This window comes from Actinomadura citrea, assembly GCF_013409045.1.
Taxonomy (GTDB): domain Bacteria; phylum Actinomycetota; class Actinomycetes; order Streptosporangiales; family Streptosporangiaceae; genus Spirillospora; species Spirillospora citrea.
In genome coordinates, this window is record NZ_JACCBT010000001.1 from 5,971,841 (window position 1) to 5,995,074 (window position 23,234).

The 23,234-nt window shown below is 72.8% G+C and carries 24 protein-coding genes and 1 pseudogene; 16 read left to right on the forward strand and 9 right to left on the reverse strand.

Features of this window, described 5'->3' with window-relative positions:
- Window positions 1-62 precede the first annotated feature (62 nt).
- Window positions 63-1,028, reverse strand: coding sequence for a zinc-dependent alcohol dehydrogenase family protein (locus BJ999_RS27670; RefSeq protein ID WP_179835982.1), 966 nt, complete (start codon window positions 1,026-1,028; stop codon window positions 63-65).
- A 167-nt stretch (window positions 1,029-1,195) separates the two neighbouring features.
- On the opposite strand from BJ999_RS27670, the gene BJ999_RS27675 reads away from it, so the two are divergent.
- The 3 genes from BJ999_RS27675 (at window position 1,196) to BJ999_RS27685 (ending at window position 3,503) form a co-directional block, all read left to right on the forward strand.
- On the forward strand, window positions 1,196-1,840 hold the full coding sequence (locus BJ999_RS27675; RefSeq protein ID WP_179835983.1) for a TetR/AcrR family transcriptional regulator: 645 nt from the start codon (window positions 1,196-1,198) through the stop codon (window positions 1,838-1,840).
- A 107-nt stretch (window positions 1,841-1,947) separates the two neighbouring features.
- Window positions 1,948-2,469: a SigE family RNA polymerase sigma factor gene (locus BJ999_RS27680; RefSeq protein WP_179835984.1), complete on the forward strand. Its 522-nt coding sequence runs from the start codon at window positions 1,948-1,950 to the stop codon at window positions 2,467-2,469.
- A complete protein-coding gene (locus BJ999_RS27685) occupies window positions 2,454-3,503 on the forward strand; it encodes a hypothetical protein (RefSeq protein WP_179835985.1) in 1,050 nt (349 codons plus the stop codon). The genes BJ999_RS27680 and BJ999_RS27685 overlap by 16 nt, the downstream gene beginning before the upstream one ends.
- Before the next feature lie 185 nt (window positions 3,504-3,688).
- Here BJ999_RS27685 and BJ999_RS27690 read toward each other — a convergent pair whose 3' ends face one another.
- Both BJ999_RS27690 and BJ999_RS27695 read right to left on the reverse strand, forming a co-directional pair.
- Window positions 3,689-3,883, reverse strand: coding sequence for a DUF397 domain-containing protein (locus BJ999_RS27690; protein WP_179835986.1), 195 nt, complete (start codon window positions 3,881-3,883; stop codon window positions 3,689-3,691).
- Window positions 3,880-4,695 carry a DUF5753 domain-containing protein gene (locus BJ999_RS27695; protein WP_179835987.1) on the reverse strand — a complete coding sequence of 272 codons (816 nt, stop codon included), beginning with the start codon at window positions 4,693-4,695 and terminating at the stop codon, window positions 3,880-3,882. Before BJ999_RS27695 ends, BJ999_RS27690 begins: the two co-directional genes overlap by 4 nt.
- A gap of 102 nt (window positions 4,696-4,797) precedes the next feature.
- Here BJ999_RS27695 and BJ999_RS27700 point away from each other — a divergent pair, with 102 nt between their 5' ends.
- On the forward strand, window positions 4,798-5,223 hold the full coding sequence (locus tag BJ999_RS27700; protein ID WP_179835988.1) for an ATP-binding protein: 426 nt from the start codon (window positions 4,798-4,800) through the stop codon (window positions 5,221-5,223).
- Between the two features lie 89 nt (window positions 5,224-5,312).
- Here BJ999_RS27700 and BJ999_RS27705 read toward each other — a convergent pair.
- Window positions 5,313-5,885, reverse strand: a pseudogene (locus tag BJ999_RS27705) (amidohydrolase family protein); the annotation flags it as partial.
- Window positions 5,792-6,100: a hypothetical protein gene (locus BJ999_RS41455; protein WP_218935262.1), complete on the reverse strand. Its 309-nt coding sequence runs from the start codon at window positions 6,098-6,100 to the stop codon at window positions 5,792-5,794. The gene BJ999_RS41455 and the pseudogene BJ999_RS27705, both read right to left, overlap by 94 nt.
- Before the next feature lie 102 nt (window positions 6,101-6,202).
- On the opposite strand from BJ999_RS41455, the gene BJ999_RS27710 reads away from it, so the two are divergent.
- Entirely contained in the window at window positions 6,203-6,598 is a 396-nt protein-coding gene (locus BJ999_RS27710) for a MerR family transcriptional regulator (RefSeq protein ID WP_179835989.1), read from the forward strand.
- Window positions 6,599-6,820: 222 nt separating this feature from the next.
- Here the strand turns inward: BJ999_RS27710 and BJ999_RS27715 are convergent, their stop codons facing one another.
- Complete coding sequence (locus BJ999_RS27715; protein WP_179835990.1) at window positions 6,821-7,261, reverse strand: hypothetical protein; 441 nt, start codon at window positions 7,259-7,261, stop codon at window positions 6,821-6,823.
- 240 nt (window positions 7,262-7,501) lie between these two features.
- Between BJ999_RS27715 and BJ999_RS27720 the strand changes: the two genes are divergently transcribed.
- Window positions 7,502-8,023: a hypothetical protein gene (locus BJ999_RS27720; protein WP_179835991.1), complete on the forward strand. Its 522-nt coding sequence runs from the start codon at window positions 7,502-7,504 to the stop codon at window positions 8,021-8,023.
- 50 nt (window positions 8,024-8,073) lie between these two features.
- On the opposite strand, the gene BJ999_RS27725 is transcribed toward BJ999_RS27720, so the two are convergent.
- Window positions 8,074-8,481, reverse strand: coding sequence for a limonene-1,2-epoxide hydrolase family protein (locus tag BJ999_RS27725; RefSeq protein ID WP_179835992.1), 408 nt, complete (start codon window positions 8,479-8,481; stop codon window positions 8,074-8,076).
- 51 nt (window positions 8,482-8,532) lie between these two features.
- On the opposite strand from BJ999_RS27725, the gene BJ999_RS27730 reads away from it, so the two are divergent.
- From BJ999_RS27730 to BJ999_RS43735, 7 genes are all read left to right on the forward strand, one after another.
- A complete protein-coding gene (locus BJ999_RS27730; protein ID WP_218935263.1) occupies window positions 8,533-11,640 on the forward strand; it encodes an AfsR/SARP family transcriptional regulator in 3,108 nt (1,035 codons plus the stop codon).
- Window positions 11,641-11,708: 68 nt separating this feature from the next.
- Window positions 11,709-13,247 carry an MFS transporter gene (locus BJ999_RS27735; RefSeq protein WP_179835994.1) on the forward strand — a complete coding sequence of 513 codons (1,539 nt, stop codon included), beginning with the start codon at window positions 11,709-11,711 and terminating at the stop codon, window positions 13,245-13,247.
- A 124-nt stretch (window positions 13,248-13,371) separates the two neighbouring features.
- Window positions 13,372-14,286, forward strand: a complete 915-nt coding sequence (locus tag BJ999_RS27740) for an SPFH domain-containing protein (protein ID WP_218935264.1) — start codon at window positions 13,372-13,374, stop codon at window positions 14,284-14,286.
- 12 nt (window positions 14,287-14,298) lie between these two features.
- Window positions 14,299-14,541 (forward strand): type II toxin-antitoxin system antitoxin, encoded by a 243-nt coding sequence (locus BJ999_RS27745; RefSeq protein WP_179835995.1) that lies wholly within the window; start codon window positions 14,299-14,301, stop codon window positions 14,539-14,541.
- 2 nt (window positions 14,542-14,543) lie between these two features.
- Window positions 14,544-15,170, forward strand: coding sequence for a GOLPH3/VPS74 family protein (locus tag BJ999_RS27750; RefSeq protein ID WP_179835996.1), 627 nt, complete (start codon window positions 14,544-14,546; stop codon window positions 15,168-15,170).
- A 106-nt stretch (window positions 15,171-15,276) separates the two neighbouring features.
- Window positions 15,277-15,966, forward strand: a complete 690-nt coding sequence (locus BJ999_RS27755) for a lysophospholipid acyltransferase family protein (protein WP_179835997.1) — start codon at window positions 15,277-15,279, stop codon at window positions 15,964-15,966.
- A gap of 62 nt (window positions 15,967-16,028) precedes the next feature.
- Entirely contained in the window at window positions 16,029-16,877 is an 849-nt protein-coding gene (locus tag BJ999_RS43735; RefSeq protein ID WP_308427275.1) for an ATP-binding protein, read from the forward strand.
- Between the two features lie 4 nt (window positions 16,878-16,881).
- Here BJ999_RS43735 and BJ999_RS27770 read toward each other — a convergent pair whose 3' ends face one another.
- On the reverse strand, window positions 16,882-18,312 hold the full coding sequence (locus BJ999_RS27770) for an MFS transporter (RefSeq protein ID WP_229810521.1): 1,431 nt from the start codon (window positions 18,310-18,312) through the stop codon (window positions 16,882-16,884).
- 107 nt (window positions 18,313-18,419) lie between these two features.
- On the opposite strand from BJ999_RS27770, the gene BJ999_RS27775 reads away from it, so the two are divergent.
- Window positions 18,420-19,052 carry a TetR/AcrR family transcriptional regulator gene (locus BJ999_RS27775; RefSeq protein WP_218935265.1) on the forward strand — a complete coding sequence of 211 codons (633 nt, stop codon included), beginning with the start codon at window positions 18,420-18,422 and terminating at the stop codon, window positions 19,050-19,052.
- A gap of 69 nt (window positions 19,053-19,121) precedes the next feature.
- Window positions 19,122-20,363 (forward strand): alpha/beta hydrolase family protein, encoded by a 1,242-nt coding sequence (locus BJ999_RS27780; protein WP_218935266.1) that lies wholly within the window; start codon window positions 19,122-19,124, stop codon window positions 20,361-20,363.
- Here BJ999_RS27780 and BJ999_RS27785 read toward each other — a convergent pair.
- Window positions 20,353-21,414, reverse strand: a complete 1,062-nt coding sequence (locus BJ999_RS27785; RefSeq protein WP_179835999.1) for a mechanosensitive ion channel family protein — start codon at window positions 21,412-21,414, stop codon at window positions 20,353-20,355. The genes BJ999_RS27780 and BJ999_RS27785 overlap by 11 nt on opposite strands.
- A gap of 168 nt (window positions 21,415-21,582) precedes the next feature.
- Here BJ999_RS27785 and BJ999_RS27790 point away from each other — a divergent pair, with 168 nt between their 5' ends.
- A complete protein-coding gene (locus tag BJ999_RS27790; RefSeq protein ID WP_338070785.1) occupies window positions 21,583-23,223 on the forward strand; it encodes a CocE/NonD family hydrolase in 1,641 nt (546 codons plus the stop codon).
- The last annotated feature ends 11 nt before the right edge of the window (window positions 23,224-23,234 follow it).

Below are 23,234 nucleotides of genomic sequence, written 5' to 3' on the forward strand. Positions count from 1 at the left end.
CGGCGTCCTGGCGCTGGCGTCGCAACTCCAGCAGCTCCGGGGGCGCGGGTTCCGTCTCTGGCTCAGGGGGCCAGGACGATTCTGCCGAAGACCTCGCCGGCGTCCATCTTCTGGTGGGCCTGCTCTGCCCGATCCAGCGGCAGCACCTCGTGGACGACCGTGCGCAGGTCCCCGTTCGCGGCCGCGGCGAACTGGGACGACCGCACGGCCTGCCTGTCGGGGCCGGGCACGGTGTCGGAGCTGAAGGTGGCGAAGGACAGCGACCTGCGGAAGGCGTCCATCAGCCGCATGCCGAAATCCTCCGGTGGCTGCCCGCCGACCACTCCGACGGCCACGAATCGCCCGTTGGGGTTCAACCTGTCCAGGAAATGAGGAAGCCGGGGGCCTCCCACGACATCGATCACCACATCGAAGCCCGATGGCGCGCCGGGGCCGCCGCCCTCGCCGGAACGGTCGAGGACGTGCGTCGCGCCCAGGTCGCGCAGGCGGGCGCCGCGCTCCGCCGACGAGGTGGTGACCGCCACCGCGCCGGCGCCGAACCCGGTCGCGAGCTGGACCGCCGTGATCCCGATGCTGCCCGCCGCGCCGCGCACGAGCAACGCCTCGCCGGGCGCGAGACGGGCCCGGTCCAGGGCGAAATGGGCGACCACACCGGAGCCGCCGAGCGTCACCGCGTCGGTGCCGGTCAGGCCGTCGGGCAGGGGCAGGACGTCCTCGACCGCCGCGACGGCCTGCTCGGCGTACCCGCCTGCCAGGCCGGTGAACGCCCACACCCGCCGCCCCGTCCACGAAGCGTCCACGCCCTCTCCCACGGCGGTGACGCGTCCCGCGACCTCGCTGCCGAGGAGATGGCCCTCCCGGAAGCCGTGGGCGGCGAGCGTCCCCCGGCGGATCACGGCGTCCACGCCACCCACCCCGATGGCCTCCGTGGCGATCCGCACCTGTCCCGGGGCGGGGACGGGCACGGGCAGGTCGACGACCGCCAGCCCCTCGGGGGCGCCGAACTTCCTGATCACGACGGCTTTCATCCTGGCTCCTCGGGAGGGTGCGTGGCGGGGTCACGGCCGCGGCGACCGTGGATGGCGAACCGGCCTCCAAGCCGGAGGCATCACCGGCCGAGTACCGGGACCCGGGCGGGGCCACCGTCATCGGACCGTAACGGACGCACCCGTCCGTTTGGCTAAAGTGAGAGGCGATGACCGGCCGTTTGCCTCACACCGCGCGCTCCGACGCCCGCGACAACCGGGCCCGCATCCTGGCCGCCGCCCGCGCGGTGTTCGGCGAGGAAGGCCTGGGTGCGCCCATGCGAGAGGTCGCCCGGCACGCGGACGTCGGCCCGGCCACGCTGTACCGGCACTTCCCGACCAAGCAGGTTCTGATCGCGGAGGCCTTCGCCGAGCAGCGGCGAGCTTGCCGGGCCATCGTCCACGACGCCCTCGCCGACCCGGACCCGTGGGACGGATTCCGGAGCCTGGTCGAGCGGATCTGCGAGCTCCACGCCCTCAGCCGGGGTTTCGCCGACGCCTTCATGACGGCTTTCCCCGAGGTCATGGACTTCGCCGTCGATCGGGAGCGAACCCTGCGGGCGGTCGCCGAACTGGCCCGCCGCGCCCAGGAGACCGGCCGGCTGCGCTCCGGCTTCGTCGTCGACGACCTGGTCCTCATGCTCATGGCCCACCGGGGCATCCAGGACGCACCGCACGACGCCCGGCTCCAGGCGTCCCGCCGTTTCGCCGCCTACGTGATCGAGGCCTTCCAAGCCGTTCCGGAGACGGGGGCGCCCGCGCCGCTGCCGCCGGCGCCAGGCCTACGGCTCGCCCACCCGCCCGTCACTCCGTAGAGCCGCCACCGGCCGCATCACATGGCATCCGGAAACTCCTTAACGCCGGGCAACCGATTCGGGGGTCCAGCCGGTAGATGTCGGCGGGAGATCTACTGGGAGGTCGGATGCGGGAGCCACCGGACTTCGCGGCGTACGTGACGGAACGGTCGCCGCGGCTGCTCAGAACGGCCTATCTGCTGTGCCGCGACTGGGCGCAGGCGGAGGACCTGCTGCAGACGGCGCTGGTCAAAGCGTGGCGGGCGTGGCGGCGGATCGAGGACAACCCCGATCCCTACGTCTACCGGATCCTCGTCAACACCCATGCGTCTTGGGCCAAGCGGTACTGGCGCGGCGAGCGGCCCACGGAACGGCCGCCGGACGGCCGCGACCCGGCGGACGGCATCGGCGCCGCCGAGGACAAGGCGGTCCTGTGGGCGGCGCTCGGCCGGCTCCCCCACCGGCAGCGCGCCACGCTGGTGCTGCGCTTCTTCGAGGATCTGTCGGAGCCGCAGGTCGCCGCGGTGCTCGGCTGCTCGGTCGGGACCGTGAAGAGCCAGACCAGCAAGGCCCTCGCCAAGCTCCGGATCGATCCGGGCGTCCTGGCCGCCGCACCGCAGGGAGGGAATGACCGATGGCACACGAACTGAAGGACCTGACCGAGGTCATGGAGGCCGAGAGTGCACGCGGCGTTCCGTCCCCGGATCTGCTGGACGGAGTCCGCCGCCGGGTCCGGCGCGGCAACCGGCTGCGCGCCGCCGCCGCGGCCTTCGGCGCGGTGCTGGTGGCGGGGACGGCCTTCGGGATCGTCCAGCAGGATGGGAACGCCCGCGGTCGGGATGCGCTGGCACCGACGATGGCGGGCGTCGTCAACCCGGACTTCCCGGGGTCCGCGGGGCGGGACGGCATGCTGCCCCTGAAGGAGGTGCGGTTCTCGAAACTTCGGGCCAAGGGATGGTTCACCGTCACGCCGACCGGGCCGTTCATCGGCACCGCCCTCCGGTGCTCGGGCGACTTCATGGTCTACAAGGAGAGGAAGCCGGGCCTCTTCGACGGTGGCGGCTGCGACAAGGGAACGCCTGGCGACAACGCCACCTCGGTCTTCAAGGTCACGCCAGGCGTGCCGATCACCTTCGAGGTCGTGGCCGTCCCGCTGAAGGACGGCGGCCAGGGCCCGAGCACGTTGGGTTCGATGACCGACATCGACCGGTATCTGGCCGGCCACGGGCCGATGCCGGGTGAGTGGAGCGTCCTGGTGTACAGCGGCCAGTGCGACCCCGACACCTGCACCATGTTGACGCGTCCGCCCACGCAGCCGAAGCAGCTGCCGGTGGCGGAGCTGAAACGGCTGGCGCGGGTGACCGGGACCGCCGACGGGAGCTCCCGGACGGTGCCGCTCAAGGAGCCGGGGAAGTCGACGCGAATGCGGGTGACGTGTGTGGACGGCGCGGCGGTGGCGGTCGTCCGGATCGGCGGGCGGACCAAGATCGTCGACTGTGAGAGCGCCGAGTCCACGGGCATCGCCTGGGACCAGGACGTCGAAGGCGGGACGGACGCGATCGAGATCGCCGTGCTGCCGGCGGAGGCGGGCAAGGTGCACGGCACCGGTGACGCCGCGCTGGCGAAGCTGATGAAGGGCGTGAAACCGGCGGGGAGGTGGACGCTGGAGGTCTACGCCCGCTGAGTCCGGCAGAGCCACCGGGCCCGGACGGCCACCGTCCGGGCCCGGCGTCTCGCCCGCGTGCCGCACCCCGGACATCCGCACGGTGCGCAACGCCACCGCCAAGCCCTCAGCGCATCAGCTCCTTTCACCGAGCAGGGCCGGTCCCGGAGCGTCCCCGCTCCCGGACCGGCCCGCCCACGTCCCCGTCAGGCCAGGTCGAGAGCCCCTTCCTTGATCCGCTGAAGCAGACCGCCGAACACGTCGCCACTCACGGTCAGCCGTCCCCCCTCAGGATCCTTGGAGTCCCTGACCCCGACGCCGTCGGGCAACGCGGCCATCTCGACGCACGCCTCGTCTGTCGCACCACCGCTGTAAGAACTCTTCCTCCACGCGCTGGTCATGTGCACTCCTCCATCACCTTGCGGATCAGAGCCCGGGAGGCGTCCTCATGGAGGGCTTTCGCTCCGATCCGCTCGAAGTCCATGTTCAACTGCCTAACTTCGGAAGGCACCTCCACCAACCGGCCTCCGCGAAAAGCCCCGATGTAGGCGATGTCCCGAGCTTCCAGACTCATGATCTGGAACGGGCCGTCAAGCCCTATGTAGGCCCCGGCCGACCTCGGGATGACCCGCGTGATCACGTTGGCTCGATCGCTGAACTCCAGCAGGCGCTGGAGTTGGGCCCTCATCACCTCGGCTCCGCCGACTGGACGGTAGAGGACGCCTTCGTCGAGCAACACGAGCAGCAGAGGCCCGGCCGTACCGCTCAGCAGCGTCTTCTGGCGGGCCATGCGCGCCGATACGACGCTCTCGACATCGGGCGCACCCCCGGCCTGGACGAACGCCCGAGCGTAGTCCTCGGTCTGGAAGGGGACGGGGATGACCTGCCCCTGGTAGATCCTGATCATGGTGGCTTGCGACTCGTACTGGGCGTACTGCCGGAACCAATCCGGCTCATGCGCCGTACGAGCGAACCAAATCAGCATTTCGAAGAGCCTGGGCGTGTTGTACTTTTTGTCGAGCACTCTCGCCTGGTCATCGTGCAACTTGAGCCGCCCGGCCTCCATGTTGGAAACAGTCGATCGCGCGGCACCGATGATCTGCCCGCACTGGGCCAGCGAGTGATCATGCTTTTCCCGCTCGAAGCGTAGTGCGTACGCCAGAAAATGCCAGATAGAGATCTTGGGGTCGAGCGGCTCCCTGCTGTTGGCCATACCTCTCCAGTGTTTCCGGTTTTCCCAGATACGCGCGAGATTAGCTTGTGCGCCCGATCCTGAGGACAGAAACCCGGAAACACACAAGGAAAGGGCACGGCAATGCTGACAACGCCGGACTGCCTCCTGCTCTCCATGCTGGCGTCGAAGGCCGCACCGGGACTGGCGCGCACGCTGACGATGGCGCGACTCCACAAATGGGACTGCGTGCATATTTCGGACGATGCATTCTTGATCGCCTCGGAATTGATCACTAACGCCGTGGCGGCGACGCCCGGCGAGGAGATCCGCTACCAATGCAGCCGGGACGTCGCCGGCGTCCTCATCGCCGTGTGGGACGCCAGCACGGTCAGCCCGCAACCTCGTCCACTGGCGGAGCTGACGCTCGACACCCTGGACATCTCCGAGGAGCACCGGGACGACGACGGCGGCCGGGGCCTCCCGATCGTCACGGCCCTGGCCACCGAGTGCGGCTACTCCCCCGACCCGACAGGAGGCAAATGGGTCTGGGCCCGCCTCAAACCATGACGCGACCACATCGACTTGCGGCGTGTTGCCCCGATGGACGTGGCACAGAGGCAACACGCCGACCAACGACACTTGGGCTGACGAGGGGGTCAGGCCAGGCCGAACAGGGTGGCGGCGGTTGCGCCGAGTACTCGGTCACGGATCTCGCCGGAGGTGGTGACGCGTTCGACGGTCGACCGGGACAACAGGGGGTCACCGTAGGGAGCGTCGGATCCGAACAGCGTCCGTTCGGGGATCTCGGTGATCGCCAGGCGGACCGCGAAGATGATGTTGGCGGTGGACAGCTCCAGGTACATGGTGGGGATGTCACGCACCAGTTCTACGGCGTCCATCCAGTTCAGCCCGCCGAGCTGGCTCACGACCAGCGGCACGCGCGGATACCTGCGTGCGAGTTCGGCCAGAGTGCGCAGGTCGTCGGCTGTCGTGGGGGCGAAACCGTGCACCACGACCGGCAACCCGCCCTGATCGGTGCAGGCCTGGAGCACGGGCTCGATGCGTGCCGCTTGGCCCGGCGGCGGTGTCAGCTCTCCGATTCCACACAGCCCTCGCCCCACCACCTCCCGTTCGATCACTGCCGAGATCTGCTCACCCGGCAGATCCAGCGGCACGGAGCCGCATCCGATGAAGCGGTCGGGGAAGGCCGCAAGGGCGGCGTCCAGTTCAGCCCAGGCGGTCCGGTAGGTGTCGGCGTGGTCGTCTTTTCCTGGAGACGGTTCTGCAGGATCGCCATTTCCCGGCGCAGCGACACCAGATCGGTCGCGCGTTCCGGATGCGGGCGGGTCATGAACAGCACCGCGCGGTCCACCCCGGCGTCATCCAGCAACGTGATGTGCTCGGGGACCGGGTCATGGACGTGACTGTGCGCGTCGATGATCAACTATTTCTCCTCGTGCCGGCCGGGTCGTCCTGGAATGCACCCGGTCGGCGCACTGTTGCGCCTTGACACTGTTGGAAGGTCAAGCCGGCGACAGGGGACGTGGTGTTGATCGGAGAACTGGCACAACGCACCGGTGTGAGCGAGCGCCTGCTGCGCTACTACGAAAGCCGGGGACTCATCAACTCCCATCGGCTCGCCAACGGCTACCGCGACTACAGCCAGGCCACCGAGCAGACGGTCGCCCACATCCGGGCTCTGCTGGCCGCCGGGCTCCCCACCCGCACCATCCGGCAGGTCCTTCCCTGCGCCGCAGGCACATCCCGGTTGCGTCCCTGCCCCGGCGTCCTGGACGCCCTGCGCGAGCAACTGGCCGACCTCGACCGCCGGGCGGACGATCTTGCCAAGGCGCGCGAGATCCTCACACAGACCATCGACCGCACCGCCCAGCAACCGGATCTGCGATCGGACAGCCGGCTCAACCGCCAACTGAGGACATAGCCGGCAACCTCAGTTCGCTCGAAGCTCCCACCGTTCAGCTCACGTCCGTACGCGGTCAGTTGTCGTGCAGTGGCCTACCGCAGCGCCGCGGTACCCACCGCGGCCCCGACGACTTACGGACAAGTCAGGTACATCCTGTGGAACGAGACGGGGGCCTGGCGTCGCCAGGCCCCCGTGGGTGGAACGGGACGGGGCCTGACTTCGCCAGGCCCCGCGGGTGGGTCAGATATCGGCGGTGACGGCGCCGACACCGGTGCCGACGACGAAGCCGCCGATGGCGGTGATGAGACCGAGGTCGCCGACCGAGAAGACGCCGGCGCCGATGACGACGGCGAGGACGAGACCGCTGACGACGACGCGCCCCCAGTCGTCCCGGGCGACGGCGTCGCGATAAGCGGCGCGGTAGGCGTCGCGGATGGTGGAACCGACGAAGCCGACGAAACCGCCGAGGGCTCCGGCGATGAGGTGGCCGGAGGAACCGCCGTCGACTATGGCGGCCATCACGTCGGAGTCGGTGAGCCCGGCCGGGACGCCGCCGTGGAGGACAGTCGTCCAGGCGTGCTGCACGGTGTGCACCAGGCTCTCGATGACCCCTCCGACGATCATGCCGGCGAGGGCGCCGATCGCGATCGCGATCAGCCCGTATATGACGGTTCTGTTCATGATGATTCCCGGTTTGTGTTGGGGCGCTCGTGCTTCACGGGCGCCGGCCAGTTTGTGTGAATCCCGTGCTTCACCACGGGTGTTGGGCTCTACCGTGCCGGACCCCGGCCCGCTCGGCAAACGATCGGGGGGCGACCCGGTGGTGGTCAGCGCGGCCGGAGTCCGGACAGTCCATGACGGAGGACCAGCGACATACTCGTGCCCGGCGTAGCGTCGGGCCTGTCAGCTGGCATACAAACTATGTTCTTCACTTTCCGCGTTTCGAAGTCCGCCGCAGCCAAGGCTCTCGGATCGCTGGCGGTCGTCGCGGCCGTCGCGGGCGGATGCGCCGTCGGTTCCTCGGACGACTCGAACGAAGCACGGCCGTCGTCCTCGGCGTCCGCCAACACCCAGCCCTCGCCCTCCGTCACGGGCGCGAGCAGCACCACCACCACGGAGCCGTCCGCGGCCCCGTCCACGAGCCAGCCGGAGCCCTCGGCCTCCGAGTCCGCCGACGTCTCGGCTCGCCCGGGCAAGATCGTCGCCGTCTTCGAGGACGGGCCCAAGGGTCCGTTCCTCGTCCTCGCGCCGCTCGACGAGCCCCAGAGCGACCTGGAGTACGCCTCCCAGCAGAGGGACGCCCTCCGGAACCTGGACGTCACGGCCCTGCCGATCGCGTCGGCCTGGAAGGTGGACGTCTCCACCGACGTGCTCGCTTCCTGCAAGCCGTTCGCGGAGTACCCGTCCTGCGGGGACACCGCGCCGAGTTCGACCGACCGGTAACGAGCCGGCCGGTCCGAGTCACCGATCCCCGGGGCGCGCCGCCCCGGGGATCACTTTTTTCGCGCGGTGGACAGCGCGGCGGTCAGCAGGCCCTTGGCGGAGGCGGCGAGGAAGGTCGTCCAGTCGAAGTAGTCGCGCCACAGTGTGATCTTGTCGTCGTGGACCTCGAAGGTGCCGCAGACCCAGAACTCGGCGCGCCAGGGGCCCCTCTCCAGGACGTCGGTGCGCTCGGTGAGGACGACCGGGCCGGTGGCGGCGATGTTGTGGACGCGGGCCTCGAAGCCCGTGCCGTAGCGGGCCATGGCGCGCAGGGTCTTCTCCACGGCGGGCAGGCCGCGCGCCGGAGGAAGCGGGACGTTCTGGTAGACCATGCCGGGGGCGGCGTGGGTGAGGGCCCGGTCGACGTCCAGGTCCTCGAGGGCGGCGAGGAAGTCGGTGACGATCTGGATCTCGGTCATGGCGTCCCTCCAGAGGTCGGTGGAACCACCGTAGTGCGGGAGAATCGGGCCATGCGGTTCGGCATCTTGGGACCCGTCGAGGTCACGGCGGACGGGGCGGTCGTCCCGGTGGGCGGGCCGCTGGTGCGGGCGTTGCTGGCGATGCTCCTGCTGGACGCGGGGCGGCTCGTCCCGGCCGAGCGGCTCATCGACGGGCTGTACGGGGAGGAGCCGCCGAGCGGGGCGGCCAACGCGCTGCAGTCGCAGGTGTCGCGGCTGCGGCGGGGGCTGGGCGATCCGGGGCTGGTCGAGGGGACGCCCGCCGGGTACCGGATCACCGTGGAGCAGGAGGACGTCGACGTCCACCGGTTCCAGCGGCTCGTGGCGGACGCCAGGGCCGCCGGGCGGCACGAGGCGGCCGGGCTGCTCAGGGAGGCGCTCGGGCTGTGGCGGGGGCCGGCGCTGGCCGATGTGAGCGCGCCCTTCGCGGCGGGGCAGGCGGCGCGGCTGGAGGAGGAGCGGGCCTCGGCCGTCGAGGAGTACGGCGAGGCGGTCCTCGCGGAGGACCCCGGGGCCGCGGTCGCGGCGCTGCGGGACCTGGTGGAGGCGCTGCGGGACCTGGTGGACGCGCAGCCGCTGCGGGAGCGGGCGCGGGCGCTGCTCATGCGGGCGCTGCACCGGGGCGGGCGGCAGGCCGAGGCGCTCGCGGTGTTCGAGGACGGGCGCACGGTCCTTGCCGAGGAGCTCGGCGCGGATCCGTCGCGGGAGCTGGCGGACGTCCACCTGGCGATCCTGCGCGGGGAGGCGCCGGCGGCCGTCCGGGCGAACCTGCCGGCGCAGCTCACGAGCTTCATCGGGCGGGAGGAGGAGCTGCGCCGCGTCGGGAGGATGCTCGCGGACGGGCGGCTCGTCACGCTGCTCGGGCCGGGCGGGGCGGGCAAGACGCGGCTGGCGATCGAGGCGGCCGGACGGGACGGCGGCGAGGTGTGCTTCGTCGACCTGGCGCCCGTGGTCCCGGCCGAGGTGGGCAAGGCGCTGCTCGGGGCGCTCGGGCTGCGCGAGGCCGGGATGCTGCCGATGCCCGGCGAGCAGCCGCCGGACGCGGTGGAGCGGCTGGTCACGGCACTGGAGGGGCGGCGGGTCCTGCTCGTCCTGGACAACTGCGAGCACGTGGTCGCGGCCGTCGCGGAGCTGACGCACCGGCTGCTGAGCGCCTGCCCCGAGTTGCGGGTTCTGGCGACCAGCCGGGAGGCCCTCGCGATCACGGGTGAGGCGTTGCGGCCGTTGCCGCCACTGGAGGTCCCGCCCGCGGGCGCGGCGCTCGGGGAGCTGCCCCGGTATCCGGCGGTGCGGTTGTTCCTGGATCGGGCGGAGGCGGTGCGCCCCGGGTTCGCGGTGGACGAGGGCAACGCCGAGGCGGTGCTGCGGATCTGCCGGGCGCTGGACGGGCTGCCGCTGGCGATCGAGCTGGCGGCGGCGCGCCTGAGGTCGCTGCCGGTGGCGGAGGTCGCGACGCGGCTGGACGACCGGTTCCGGCTGCTGTCGCGCGGCAACCGGACGGCGCCGCCGCGCCACCAGACGCTGCGGGCGGTCGTGGAGTGGAGCTGGGACCTGCTGGACGAGGCGGAGCAGACCCTCGCGCGGCGGCTGACGGTGTTCGCCGGGGGACTCACGCTGGAGGCGGCGATGGCCGTGTGCGGGCTGGACGACGCCGACGAGCTGCTGGTGGAGCTGGCCGACAAGTCGCTGGTGCAGAGCGACGGGTCCCGGTACCGGATGCTCGACACCGTCCGGGCGTTCTGCGCCGAGCGGCTCGCCGGGGCCGGTGAGGTGGAACGGTTCGAACGGGCACACGCGCAGTACTTCGCCGGGCTGGCCGAGCGCGCCGAGCCCCACCTGCGGGGCACAGACCAGCTGGAGTGGCTCGAACTGCTCGCCGCCGACCACGGGAACCTGCACGCGGCGCTGCGACGGAGCGTGCGGCCCGACCCGGCGCTCGCGCTGCGGATGATCGCGCTGCTGTCGTGGTACTGGTGGCTGCGGGGGCGCGTCGAGGGCGCGCAGCTGGCGTCGGAACTGCTGGACGTGGTCGGCACCGGCCCGCCCGAGGGGCTCCACGAGGAGTACGTCCTGTGCGTCACGAACGCGGTGTCGGGCGGGGCCACGGGTGAGCGCGCGGTGGCGTGGCTCGACCGGGCGGCCGAGCTCCTGCGCCGCATCGACCGTCCGGTGCGGCACCCGGCGGTCATCGTGCTGTGGGCGCTGACGGCGGGCCCCGAACGCACCGACCTGGAGGTCTTCCAGCGGCAGGTCGGGGACGACCCGTGGACGCGCGCGCTGGTGCGGATGAGCGACGGGTTCCTCGCCCAGTACGGCGGCGACCTGGCCGAGGCGGAGAAGGCGTGCGAGGAGGCGGTGCGCGGTTTCCGGGCGTGCGGGGACCGCTGGGGCACGGCCAACTCGCTCGACCCGCTCGCGCAGCTCGCCGACTGGCGCGGCGACCGGGAGCGGGCCCGCGCGCTGCTGGACGAGGCGCTGGAGCTGGTCGAACGGCTCGGCGCGCTGGAGGACACCGCCGACCTGCTCTACCAGCGCGCCCTCGTCCACATCCACGCCGGCGACCTGGACGCGGCGCGGGCGGACTACGAGCGCGGCATCGAGCTGGCGCGCCGGGCCGGCACCCCCGACAAGATCGCCGGGGGCTGCCAGGGACTCGGCACCGTCGCGCGGCTGCGCGGGGACGCCGCGCAGGCGCGGGGCATGTACGAGGTGGCGCTGACCGGCTACGGCTCCGAGCGGTTCATCGCCGCCGCCGTGCGCGGCGCGGCGCTGGTCGGGCTGGGGTGGCTCGCGGCGGACGAGGGCGACGCCGGGCGGGCCCGGGCGCTGCTGCGCGAGGCGGTGGACATGTCGTTCGACCACCCGATCTTCGGTTACCAGGCGGACGCGGCGACCGCTCTGGCGGGTCTGGCCGCCCGGGAGGGCGACGGGGAGCGCGCGGCGCTGCTGCTCGGCGCGAGCAGGGCGCTGCGGGGCGTCACGGTGTCCGGCGACCCCGACACCGAGCGCGTCACCGCCCACGTCCGGGCCCTGCTGGACGAGGACGCGCGCGAGGCGGCCTTCGCCCGGGCGGCGGACCTCCCCCGCGACCGGGCCTTCGCCCTGCTCACCGGCGGCTGACCGCCCCCCGGCGCCGCCGTCAGCGGACGGTGCGCGGACGGTCAGCGCGCCGCGCGAACCTCCTGGGCATGAACCCCTCAGCCCGCAAATGGAGCACCTTCGCGATCTGCCTTCTCGTCGCGCTCGTGCCGAACATCGACCTGACCGCGCTGAACCAGGCCGTCCCGCACCTGTCCGCCGACCTGCACCCCTCCGGCACGCAGATCCTGTGGATCGCCGACGCCTACGGGTTCGCGCTGGCCGGCCTGCTGATCACCATGGGCGGCGTCGGCGACCGCATCGGCCACAAGAAGTTGCTGCTGATCGGGACGGCGGTGTTCGCCGCCGCGTCCGCCGTGACCGCCTACGCGCCGAGCGCCGAACTGCTGATCGCGGCGCGTGCGCTGCTCGGGGTCGCGGGGGCGACGCTGATGCCGTCCTGCCTGTCGCTGCTGCGGCGCGCGTTCACCGAGCCGAAGGAGCGGACGATGGCGGTCGGCGCGTTCAGCGGCATCGCCGGGCTCGCGGTCGGGCTCGGGCCCGTCGTCGGCGGCGCCCTGCTCGACCACTTCTGGTGGGGGTCCGTCTTCATGATCAACGTGCCGCTGATGGCGGTGGCGTGCGTCGCCGGCGCGCTGGTGCTGCCCGAGTCGCGGGGCCCCGTCCCCGGCCGCCTCGACCTGCTCAGCGTGCCGCTGTCGGTCGCCGGTGTCCTCGGCCTCGTCTACGCGGTCAAGGAGGCCGCCGCGCACGGCGTGGACGAGCCCGCGGTCTCCGTCTCGGCCCTGGTCGGCGCACTCTCGCTGGTCGCGTTCCTCGTCCGGCAGGGACGGGTGGCCGAGCCGCTCATCGACATCCGGCTGTTCCGCCGCGCCGCGTTCTCCGGGGCGGTCGGCACCAACATGTTCGCGATGTTCACCCTGGTCGCCCAGTCGCTGATCTTCTCGCTGTTCTTCCAGCTCGCGCTCGGCTGGTCGCCGCTGCGGTCGGGCCTTGCGGGCCTGCCCGGCGCCGCGGGCGCCATGATCGGCGGCGCCGCGCTCGCCCCGCCGCTCATCAACGCGCTCGGCCGCGCCCGCGTCGTTGCGGCGGGCATGGTGCTCTCGGCCGGCGGCTTCGCCCTGTTCATGACGATCGGCCTGCACACCTCCTACTGGGCGATGGTCCCGGCGATGCTGCTGTCCGGCATCGGCATGGGCCTGGCGATGACGGTCACCGCCGACACCGTCCTCGCGTCGGTCCCGAAGGACCGCTCCGGCGCCGCGTCCGCGATCTCCGAGACGGCCACCGAGCTCGGCGGCGCGCTCGGCATGGCCGTCCTCGGCAGCGTGCTGAACGCGGTGTACCGGGGCGTCCTGGACCTGCCCGCCGGCGTCCCGGCCCCGGCCGCGTCCGCCGCCCGCGACTCCCTCGGCGGTGCGCTCCAGGCCGCCGCGGACCTGCCCGCGGCGCTCGGCGCCCAGGTCGCCGCCGCCGCCCGCGACGCCTTCGTGGACGGCATGCACGCCGCCCTCACCTGCAGCGCCGGCCTCGCCGTCCTGGTCGCGGCCTTCGCCCTGGTCACCCTCCGCAACGTCCCCAAGGTCATCCCCGAAACCGAGGAGCCGGAGCTCGTCTCCGCCCGCTGACCACCGTGATCCCGCCCGGCCCCGGGCGGGATCACGGCATGCTCGGGCAGATCGCGGTGGTCTGTCCGGAATTTATGTGATATCACTTTGCTATACCGGTGATAACGGGGAGTGGGAGGACGGGATGGTGGACGCGGCGGCGAAGGTGGACATGCCACGGCCGAAGATCACGGAGCGGGCGGCGGCGGACCGGGGCGGGTGGGGGATGCTCGGGGTCGCGGTGGCGCTGATCGTGGCCGGGGCGGCGGCGGCGCTCGGCGGGGTGGCGGCGGGAGGGGTCGCCGCCGTCGCGGCGGGGGTGGTCGTCGGGTCGCTGCTGGCGCTGGCCGGGCTGGTCGTCTCGGCGGGGCTGACGCCGGTGGCGCCCGGCGAGGCGCGGGTGCTGCAGCTTCTCGGGCGGTACAAGGGGACCGTCCGCGACGACGGGCTGCGGTGGGTGAACCCGCTCACGGAGCGGCGCAAGGTCTCGACGCGGATCCGCAACCACGAGACCGGGCTGGCGAAGGTCAACGACCTGGACGGGAACCCGATCGAGATCTCGGCGGTGGTGGTGTGGCAGGTGGCCGACACCGCGCGGGCCGTGTTCGAGGTGGACGACTTCGTGGAGTTCGTGGCGTTCCAGACCGAGGCGGCCGTCCGGCACATCGCGGGCAGTTTCCCCTACGACGCCCATGACCGGACGTCGCTGCGCGACAACGCCGACGAGATCACCGGGCAGCTGTCGGACGAGCTGGCGCAGCGGGTGGCGTCCGCCGGTGTGAAGATCGTCGAGTCGCGGATCACCGGGCTGGCGTACGCGCCGGAGATCGCGCAGGCGATGCTGCGCCGCCAGCAGGCGGGCGCGGTGGTGGCGGCGCGGCAGCGGATCGTGGAGGGCGCGGTCGGCATGGTGCAGCTCGCGCTCGACCGGCTGGACGAGGAGAACGTGGTCGACCTGGACGAGGAGCGCAAGGCGGCGATGGTCAGCAACCTGCTGGTGGTGCTGTGCGCCGACCGCGACGCCCAGCCGGTGCTCAACACCGGCTCGCTCTACCAGTGACCGCCGCGACCAGTGGCGGAACGCAAGAAGATCCTGTTGCGGCTGGACCCGGCCGTGCACGACGCGCTGGCGCGGTGGGCCGCGGACGAGCTGCGCAGCACCAACGCGCAGATCGAGTTCCTGCTGCGCAAGGCGCTCGCGGACGCGGGGCGGATGCCGGGGTCGGCGGGACGGATGCGAGGACCCGGGCGGCCGCGCAAGGTCCGGGACGACGAGGACGAGGGAAGCCCGCCGGGCGGCGGGGGCGAGGACTAGCGATGGTCGAGGTTCCGGAGTCGCTGCCGGCACGGATGTACCTGCTGGCGTACGACCTGCGGAAGCAGAGGATGACCAGCGGCGGCGCGCGGCTCGGTTACGTGCTGCGCGCCGCGGCCCTGACCGAGCTGTACCTGGACGGGCGGCTCGGCGAGGAGCGGCGCGGGCCCGTCCCGGGGACGCCGGGCGACGACCCGTACGGCGTCCTGGCGCAGATCGCGGCGTCGCGGCCGCGGTCGTGGCGGCACTGGGTGCGCAAGGACGCCCGGCCGATCGTGGCGGCGGTCCGCGAGGAGCTGGTGCGCGGCGGCTGGATCCGGGTCCGCTCGCGCCGGGTGCTCGGGGTGGTCCCCCGCAGGGAGGTCGCCGTGAAGGACCCGCGGGTGGTGAAGTCGCTGTGGGGCGGGGCGTCGTCGGCGCTGCGGGGGCGTCCGGTGGCCCATGTGAACAGCTACGACGCCGCGGCGGTGGCGCTCGCGGCGGCGGGCGAGCTGAAGACCGTCCTGCCGGGGCGGGACCGGCGGCGGCACCGGCGGCGGATCGAGGAGCTGACGGCGCGGACGGGGCCGGCGGCGCCGGCGGTCAAGAAGGTGATCCGCCAGAAGAGGGCGGCCGCGGCGAGCGGTTGAGGGGCGGGACGGAAGGGCAAGTGCGGGTTCCTACAAGATCCGGGGCACCGAACTTGTATCGGGCGCCAACGGCGGCGGGACGGCCCGCCCCATAACCTGCTCGGACATGGACCCCGAACGCCTGATCTATCCCCTCATGAAGCACGTGGTCATGGGACCCGCGATGCGCCTGGCCTTCCTGCCGCGCGTGAGCGGCCTGCGGCACCTCCCGCGGATCGGGCCGGTGATCCTCGCGGCGAACCACCTGGCGTTCCTCGACTCGTTCGTGCTGCCGCTGATGGTGCCGCGCAGGGTCCACTTCCTCGGCAAGCACGAGTACTTCACCGGGGCGGGGATGAGGGGCCGCGCCACGGCGACGTTCTTCCGCAGCGTCGGCGCGATCGCGGTCGACCGGTCCGGGGGGCGGGCCGCGCTCGACGCGCTCGACACCTCGGCGGCGGTGCTGGAGGGCGGCGGGGTGTTCGCGATCCACCCCGAGGGGACGCGGTCGCCGGACGGGCGCCTCTACCGCGGCCGGACGGGCGTGGCGCGCCTGGCGATGCAGACCGGGGCGCCCGTCGTCCCGGTGGCGATCGAGGGCACCGACCGGGTGCAGCCCCGGGGGCAGGCCGTCCCGCGGCCGGGACGGATCGGGCTGCGCATCGGCGCGCCGCTGGACTTCCGGGGCCGGGACAGGGGCGTTCCGCGCGGCCGGGCGGCCCGGCAGGTCACCGACGAGATCATGGAGGCCATCCAGCGGCTGTCGGGCCAGGAGTACGTGGACGACTACGCGCCGAGGCCCGCCGAGCCGCAGTGACCGTCCCCCCATGTTTTAAGAGGTCCGATTGGGCACGATTCATGGGGACGGATGGAGATGATGTGGAAATCACCATGGACCTCGTGCTTCCGCGCGACGGGGCGAGCGTCCCGGCGACACGCAAGCTCCTGGACGCGGCCCTGGCCGCGCTCGGTGTCGAGGGCCACATCCGTGACGACATCGAGATGATGCTGACCGAGGCGTGCACCAACGTGATCAAGCATGCCGAGAACGGTGCGGACTACACCGTGCGGGCGATGATCCAGGGCCGGCGCTGCGTGATCAAGGTGATCGACTCGGGCACGGGCTTCGACGCGGCGCGCGTCCCGCACCCCGACCCGTCCGCGGAGAACGGGCGCGGCCTGATGATCATGCGGGCGCTGGCCGACGACGTCCGGTTCGCCTCGTTCCCCGCGGACGGGGCGCTGGTCGCGCTGGAGAAGCGCCTGTCCTACGGGGAGGACAGCCTCGGCGGGCTCCTCACCGCCGACAGCGAGGTCCCGCTCCGGGACGGCTTCCGGCCCGGGTCGGACGGGCTCGCGGCCCGGCTGTTCGAGATGGCACGGGCCGGGGACACCCAGGGGATCCTCTCCCACGTGGACGACGGGGTGCCGGTGAACCTGTCCGACCACAGGGGCGAGACCCTGCTGATGCACGCGGCCTGCCACGGGCATCCGGAGACCGTCCGGGCGCTCACGATGCGCGGCGCCGACCCGGACCGCGCCGACGACCGCGGCCACCGCCCGCTCACCGGCGCGGTGTTCAAGCGGGAGACCGAGGTCGTGCGGGCCCTGCTGGACGCGGGGGCCGACCCGCGGGCGGGGTCGCCGTCGGCCGCCGACACGGCGCGGCTGGTCGGCGACGCCGAGCTCCTCGCGTGGTTCGAGGAGGCCGCTCCCCCGCCCGCGTGAGCGCTCAGCGCCGGACGCGCAGCACGAGCAGCGCCACCAGCAGCGCCGCGGCGGCGAACCCCGCGCCGGTCGCGAACGCGGCGTCCATGCCGTCGACGGCGTCCGCGAGGCCGTGGCCGGACGCCGCGGACCCGTAGGCCGTCACCATGACCGCCGAGCCGAGCGACCCGCCCGACCACAGCATGGTCTGGGCGACCCCGGCCGCCGCACCGGACTGCTCCGGCTCGACGCTGCCCAGGATCGTCGCGTTCAGCGGCAGCATCGACAGTCCGCCGCCCGCGCCCATGAGCACGAACGGCGCCAGCAGCGCGCCGGCGTAGCCGTCCCCCGGAGAGAGCCGCGACAGCCACAGCAGTCCGGCGCCGATGAGGATCGTCCCCGCGATGACGAGCGGACGGGCGCCGACCCGCGCCAGCAGCCGCGGCGCGGTCCGCACGACGACGAACTGCATCCCCACCATCGGCAGGAACGCGGCGCCGGCGCGCAGCGGCCCGTAGCCGAGCACCTGCTGCAGGTACTGGGTCAGGAAGAAGAAGGCGCCGAACAGGGCGGCCGCCAGGCACAGCTGGGTCACGTAGGACGCGGCCCGGTCGCGCCCGGTCAGCAGCCACAGCGGCATGAGCGGTCGGCGGGTGCGGGCCTCGACGGCCACGAAGGCGGCGAGCAGCGCGGCCGCCGCCCCGAACGCCGCGAGGGCCCGGCCGTCGTCCCAGCCGCCCGACCCGACCCGGATCAGCGCGTAGACGAGGGCGGTCATGCCGGCCGTGGAGACGACGGCGCCGAGGACGTCGAAGCGGCCGGGGCGGCGCTGCGTCTCGGTGAGGACGCGCGGTGCGGCCAGCGCCAGGACCAGCCCGACCGGAACGTTGACGAAGAACACCCACCGCCACGACCCGGCCTCGGTCAGCACCCCGCCGACGATCATGCCGACGGCGGCGCCCGCGCCGGTCACGGCGGAGAAGACGCTCAGCGCGCGGACCCGGGCGGCGCCCGCGAAGTTCGTGGCGATCAGGGCCATCGCGCTCGGCGCCGCGACGGCGGCGGCGACGCCCTGGACGGCGCGGGCGGCCAGCAGCCACCAGCCCGCGTCCGCGAACCCGCCCGCCAGGGACGCGGCGGTGAACAGCACGATGCCGGCGGTGAAGGCGCGGCGGCGCCCGAACACGTCCCCGGCGCGCCCGCCGAGCAGGAGCAGGCCGCCGAATGCGAGCATGTAGGAGTTCTGGATCCAGGCGAGGTCCCCGGTGGTCAGGCCGAGGCCGGCCCGGACGTCCGGGAGCGCGATGGTGACGACGGAGGTGTCCAGGCCGATCATGAGCTGGCAGCCGACGATGACGGCGAGGACGGTTCCTGCACGATGATGGAGGGGCGGCGCGGCCGAACCGGGAGGTGTCGACTCCCGGGGCTCGGCCGTCCGCCCGCTGGCTGCGGTCAAGGCGAACCTTCCCAAAAATAAGGAACGGCGAAGTACACTATGTGGGGAACGTACCATCGATGCGCACGAAAGAGAACGCTAGCGTTCACTATTTTCGGGATCGTGCCGTGACCCGTGCGAACTCCGGGCCTCCCCCCGACACGGAGACCTCCGCCGACGCGGGTCCTCCGGCGACCCGCCGCCGCGGCGGCGACCTGGAGGCCGCGATCTTCGACGCGGTGTTCGCCCAGCTGGAGGCCGTCGGCTACCGCGGGCTGACCATGGAGGGCGTCGCCGCCGGCGCCCGCACCGGCAAGGCCGCCCTCTACCGGCGCTGGCGGTCCAAGAACGAGCTGATCACCGACGCGCTCAAGCACGTCCTGCCGGAGCCGCCGACCCCGCCCGCGACCGGTTCGGTGCGCGAGGACATGCTGCGGATCCTGCGGTGCATGCGCGACACGCTGCACGCCTGCCGCGGCGCGGCGTTCCGGGTGCTGAAGGAGGACAGCGAGGAAGGCGTCGGCCTCGTCCACGAGGTCGTGCGCGACCGGCTGTCCAAGCCCGTCCGCGACCTGCTCTACGAGGCGCTCCGCGAGGCCGCCGCGCGCGGGGAGATCCGGCCGGCCGCCGCGACCCGGCAGATCGCGAACGTGGGCCCGGCCGTGATGGTGTACCGCAACCTCACCGAGGGCGGCCCGATCACCGACGACGACCTGGCGTCGCTCGTCGACGAGGTCCTCATGCCGATCGTGCGCCCCTGACGAAGGTCGGGGTGCGCGGCGGACGTTCGACCATGATCGGAAGTGGTCCGCGGCCGGAAGGCTGGGGCGATGCGATCACCTGCACCCCGCCGCCTGCTCGCGGCCGCGGCCGTCCTGCCCCTCGCCCTGTCCGCGTGCGGCACCTCCGCCCACGCCACCAGGACCGCCGCCACCGCGCCCGCCGGGTTCGAGCTGCCCCGCCCCACGGGCCCGCACCAGGCCATCGGGACGACCGAGCTGCACCTCGTGGACGCCGGCCGCGCCGACCCGTGGGTGCCCGACCGGACACGCGAGCTGATGGTCAGCGTCTGGTACCCGGCCGCCCGGGGCTCCGGGCCGACCGCGCCGTACCTGCGCCCCGGAGTCGCGAAGGCGCTCTCGGAGGTCGACGCGCTCGGCGTGTTCAAGGCCGGGACGGTCGACTGGGCGGGCGCCCGAACCCATGCCGCCGAGGGCGCCCCCGCGGACGCGCGGCGCGCGCGGCCCGTCGTCCTGTACTCCCCCGGGTTCGGCGTCCCGCGCGCGCTCGGCACCACGATCGCCGAGGAGCTGGCCGCCCGCGGGTACGTGGTGGTGACCGTTGACCACACCTACGAGACCGCCCCGGTCGAGTTCCCCGGCGGGCGGGTCGAGGGGCAGCGCCTCCCCCCGCAGGGGCCGCAGCGGCTGAAGACCGCGCTGGACGCGCGCGTGAAGGACACCCGCCTCGTCCTCGACCGGCTCGCCGCCCTGCGGGCCGGCCGCAACCCCGACGCCGAGGGACGGGCCCTGCCCGGCGGTCTCGGGCGGGCCCTCGACCTGTCCCGGGTCGGCATGGTCGGGCACTCCGCGGGCGGCATCGAGGCGGCCGAGGCCATGCGCACCGACCGGCGGGTGGACGCGGGCATCGACATGGACGGCACCATGCAGTACGCCGACGACGACTTCGTGCGGGTCGCCGAGACGGGGCTCGACCGCGCGTTCATGCTGATGGGGGCCGCCACGGGCGGCTCTCCGCAGACGCACCGGACGACCCCGTCCTGGGGATCGTTCTGGAGCCGCTCGACCGGCTGGAAGCGCGATCTGAACGTCCCCGCCGCGAGCCACTACTCCTACACCGACGTCCAGTCCGTCCTTCCGGCGCTGGACGGCGAGCTCGACATCCCCGCCGAGGACCGCGCCGCCCTCATCGGGACGGTCGACCCGGGACGGATGACGGCGTCGGTGCGGGCCTACGTCACCGCGTTCTTCGACCGGGCGCTGCTCGGACGGCACCGCCCGGTCCTCGACCGTCCGTCGCCCCGCCACCCCGACGTCCGGTTCATCCGCTGACCAGACCGTGCGTACCCTCGCCGTCGGGCAGGATGAGCTGGCGGCGGGGGTAGGGCATCTCGATGCCCTCCTTGACGAAGCGGCGGTGCAGCCGCTTGACGAACTCGTGCTTCAGGCGGAACTGGTCCCCGAACTCGTCGGTCCGCAGGATCACGGTGAAGCCGATCGACGAGTCGCCGAAGGTGTGGAAGCGCACCAGGGTCTCGCTGTCCTTCACCCCGCCCTGTACCTCGTTCATGACCTCCTGGCCTACCTCGACGACCACGCTCTCCACGCGCTCCAGGTCGCTCTCGTAGGCCACGCGGGCCTGGATCAGCAGCGACATGTCCTCGGCGGGGCGGTGGTAGTTGGTGAGGATCGTGTCGGAGAACCGCTGGTTCGGGATGACCTCGATGTTGTCCGACAGCGTCCGGATGGAGGTGTTGCGCCAGTTGATGTCGACGACGTACCCCTCCTGGCCGCTGCTCAGCTTGATGTAGTCGCCGGGCTCGATCGTCTTGGACGCCAGGACGTGCACGCCCGCGAACAGGTTGGCCAGCGTGTCCTGCAAGGCGAGCGCCACCGCGAGACCGCCCACGCCCAGGGCGCCGAGCAGCGGCGAGATCGAGATCCCGAGGCTCTGCAGCATCACCAGGACGCCGACGCACAGCACCACGACCCGGGTGATGTTCGCGAAGATCGTCACATTGGCCGCGACGCCCTGCCGGGCCAGCGCGATCGAGGTGACCGAGCCCGCGATCAGCCGGGCCATCGCCAGCGAGACGATGAGGATCGCGGCGGCCGTGAGCACCTTCGCGGTCACGTCCAGCGTGCCCCGCGGCAGGTCCAGCACCCGGGCCGCGCCCCACAGGCCGAGCAGCACCGAGACGGGCACCGCCAGGTCCTTGACCAGGCGGGCGGCCAGGTCGTCCCACGCCCACCGGGTGTCGCCCGCGCGCCGGAACAGCCGGCCGGTCAGAAGCCGCAGGATCACCGCGATCCCGACCGCGACCACCAGCACGGCGGCGGCTCCCACAACCCGATGCCAGCTCAGATCGCCCAGGTCAGCCATGACGCGGAAGATTCCCCCCTCTGTCCGGGGAGCACGGTGCCGCCCCGTTGAAATTTCCGTTTTGCGTGTTACGAGTCCCTGATCGTAGTGAAGACCCGAGGCACTGCGAGGCACATCACGGCACATCTGGCTCCAGGGCCCGGGGACCTGCCCGTTACGATCGATCAAGTGGTAGGCGTGGGAATGATGCGCCGGCTCGGGGTCACGGCGCTGGGATTGCGGAACGGCCCCCATCGGGTGACGGTCGAGCGGGACCTGGAGGTGCCGGCCGCCGACGGCGTGACGCTGCTGGCCGACCGGTACTCGCCCGCCGACGTCGAGAGGGCGCCGACGGTCCTGGTCCGCTCGCCCTACGGGCGGCGCGGGCCGTTCGGCCTCATGTGCGGGCAGGGGTTCGCCTCGCACGGGTTCCAGGCCGTCGTGCAGAGCGTGCGCGGCGGCTTCGGGTCCGGCGGCGTCTTCGAGGCGCTGGACGAGCGGGAGGACGGGCTCGCCACCATCGAGTGGCTGACGTCACAGCCGTGGTTCGGCGGCACCTTCGCCATGCACGGGCCGAGCTACCTCGGCTACGTCCAGTGGGCCGTCGCCGCCGAGGCCGGACCCGAGCTGAAGGCGCTGTCGATGCAGGTCACGGCGTCCACCTTCCGGGAGGCCGTCAACGTCGGCGGCACCTTCGCGCTGGAGTCGGCGCTCATCTGGGTCGACCTGACCGCGCGGATGAAGAGCTCCCTGTCGGGCATCACGACCGGCATCATGTCGCCGCGCCGCGCCCGCCGCGCCACCCTGTCGGGACGCCCGCTGGCCGAGCTGGACCGGCTCGCGACCGGCGAGCAGCAGCGCTTCTTCCAGGACCTGCTCGTCAACGGCCCCGACACCCCGTTCTGGGACAAGCGCGACTTCAGCACCACCGTGTCACAGGTCACAGCGCCGGTGAACATGACGGGCGGCTGGTACGACATCTTCCTGCCCTGGCAGATGAAGGACTACGCGGCCCTGCGCGCCGCCGGCCGGCGCCCCTACCTGACGATCGGCCCCTGGTTCCACGCCGACCAGCGCATGATGCGCGGCTCGGTCGCCGACGCCATCGCGTGGTTCCGCGCCCACCTGCTGGACGACCCGTCCGGCCTGCGCGCGCAGCCCGTCCGGATCTTCGTCACCGGCGCGGACGAGTGGCGCGAGTTCCCCGACTGGCCCGTCCCCGGCATGCGCGAGGAGCGCTGGCACCTGCACCCGGCGGGCGCCCTGTCCCCCGACGAGCCGCCGGAGTCCGACCCCGACGTCTACCGCTACGACCCGAACCACCCCACGCCGTTCCTCGGCGGCCCCACCCTGCTCGGCGAGACGCACCCGTCCACCGACCAGAAGCGCCTGGAGCGCCGCCGGGACGTGCTGACCTTCACCTCGGGCGTCCTGGACGAGGACCTGGAGGTCATCGGCCCGGTCACCGCCGACCTGCACGTCCGCTCGAACCGCGACCACACCGACTTCGTCGTGCGGCTCTGCGACGTCACCCCCGAGGGCGAGTCCCTCAACCTGTGCGAGGGCATGCGCCGCCTCGTCCCCGGCACCCCGGAGCCCGGACCCGACGGCGTCCGCCGCGTCGCCGTCGAACTCTGGCCGGTCGGCCACCGCTTCCGCCGGGGGCACCGCGTCCGCGTGCAGGTCGCCAGCGGCGCCTATCCCCGCGTGGCCCGCAACTCCGGCACCGGCGCCCCCATCGGCAGCGCCACCGAGATGCTCACCGCCGACCAGGAGATCTTCCACGCCCCCGGCCACCCGTCCGCGATCATGCTGCCGATCGTCCGCTGAACGGCGGGGCG

What these genes read in the sequence shown, in the direction of transcription:
- BJ999_RS27670 (WP_179835982.1), bottom strand. Translation starts at nt 1,028, where the DNA reads ATGAAAGCCGTCGTGATCAGGAAGTTCGGCGCCCCCGAGGGGCTGGCG.
- BJ999_RS27675 (WP_179835983.1), top strand. Translation starts at nt 1,196, where the DNA reads ATGACCGGCCGTTTGCCTCACACCGCGCGCTCCGACGCCCGCGACAAC.
- BJ999_RS27680 (WP_179835984.1), top strand. Translation starts at nt 1,948, where the DNA reads ATGCGGGAGCCACCGGACTTCGCGGCGTACGTGACGGAACGGTCGCCG.
- BJ999_RS27685 (WP_179835985.1), top strand. Translation starts at nt 2,454, where the DNA reads ATGGCACACGAACTGAAGGACCTGACCGAGGTCATGGAGGCCGAGAGT.
- BJ999_RS27690 (WP_179835986.1), bottom strand. Translation starts at nt 3,883, where the DNA reads ATGACCAGCGCGTGGAGGAAGAGTTCTTACAGCGGTGGTGCGACAGAC.
- BJ999_RS27695 (WP_179835987.1), bottom strand. Translation starts at nt 4,695, where the DNA reads ATGGCCAACAGCAGGGAGCCGCTCGACCCCAAGATCTCTATCTGGCAT.
- BJ999_RS27700 (WP_179835988.1), top strand. Translation starts at nt 4,798, where the DNA reads ATGCTGACAACGCCGGACTGCCTCCTGCTCTCCATGCTGGCGTCGAAG.
- BJ999_RS27715 (WP_179835990.1), bottom strand. Translation starts at nt 7,261, where the DNA reads ATGAACAGAACCGTCATATACGGGCTGATCGCGATCGCGATCGGCGCC.
- BJ999_RS27720 (WP_179835991.1), top strand. Translation starts at nt 7,502, where the DNA reads ATGTTCTTCACTTTCCGCGTTTCGAAGTCCGCCGCAGCCAAGGCTCTC.
- BJ999_RS27725 (WP_179835992.1), bottom strand. Translation starts at nt 8,481, where the DNA reads ATGACCGAGATCCAGATCGTCACCGACTTCCTCGCCGCCCTCGAGGAC.
- BJ999_RS27730 (WP_218935263.1), top strand. Translation starts at nt 8,533, where the DNA reads ATGCGGTTCGGCATCTTGGGACCCGTCGAGGTCACGGCGGACGGGGCG.
- BJ999_RS27735 (WP_179835994.1), top strand. Translation starts at nt 11,709, where the DNA reads ATGAACCCCTCAGCCCGCAAATGGAGCACCTTCGCGATCTGCCTTCTC.
- BJ999_RS27740 (WP_218935264.1), top strand. Translation starts at nt 13,372, where the DNA reads ATGGTGGACGCGGCGGCGAAGGTGGACATGCCACGGCCGAAGATCACG.
- BJ999_RS27750 (WP_179835996.1), top strand. Translation starts at nt 14,544, where the DNA reads ATGGTCGAGGTTCCGGAGTCGCTGCCGGCACGGATGTACCTGCTGGCG.
- BJ999_RS27755 (WP_179835997.1), top strand. Translation starts at nt 15,277, where the DNA reads ATGGACCCCGAACGCCTGATCTATCCCCTCATGAAGCACGTGGTCATG.
- BJ999_RS27780 (WP_218935266.1), top strand. Translation starts at nt 19,122, where the DNA reads ATGCGATCACCTGCACCCCGCCGCCTGCTCGCGGCCGCGGCCGTCCTG.
- BJ999_RS27785 (WP_179835999.1), bottom strand. Translation starts at nt 21,414, where the DNA reads ATGGCTGACCTGGGCGATCTGAGCTGGCATCGGGTTGTGGGAGCCGCC.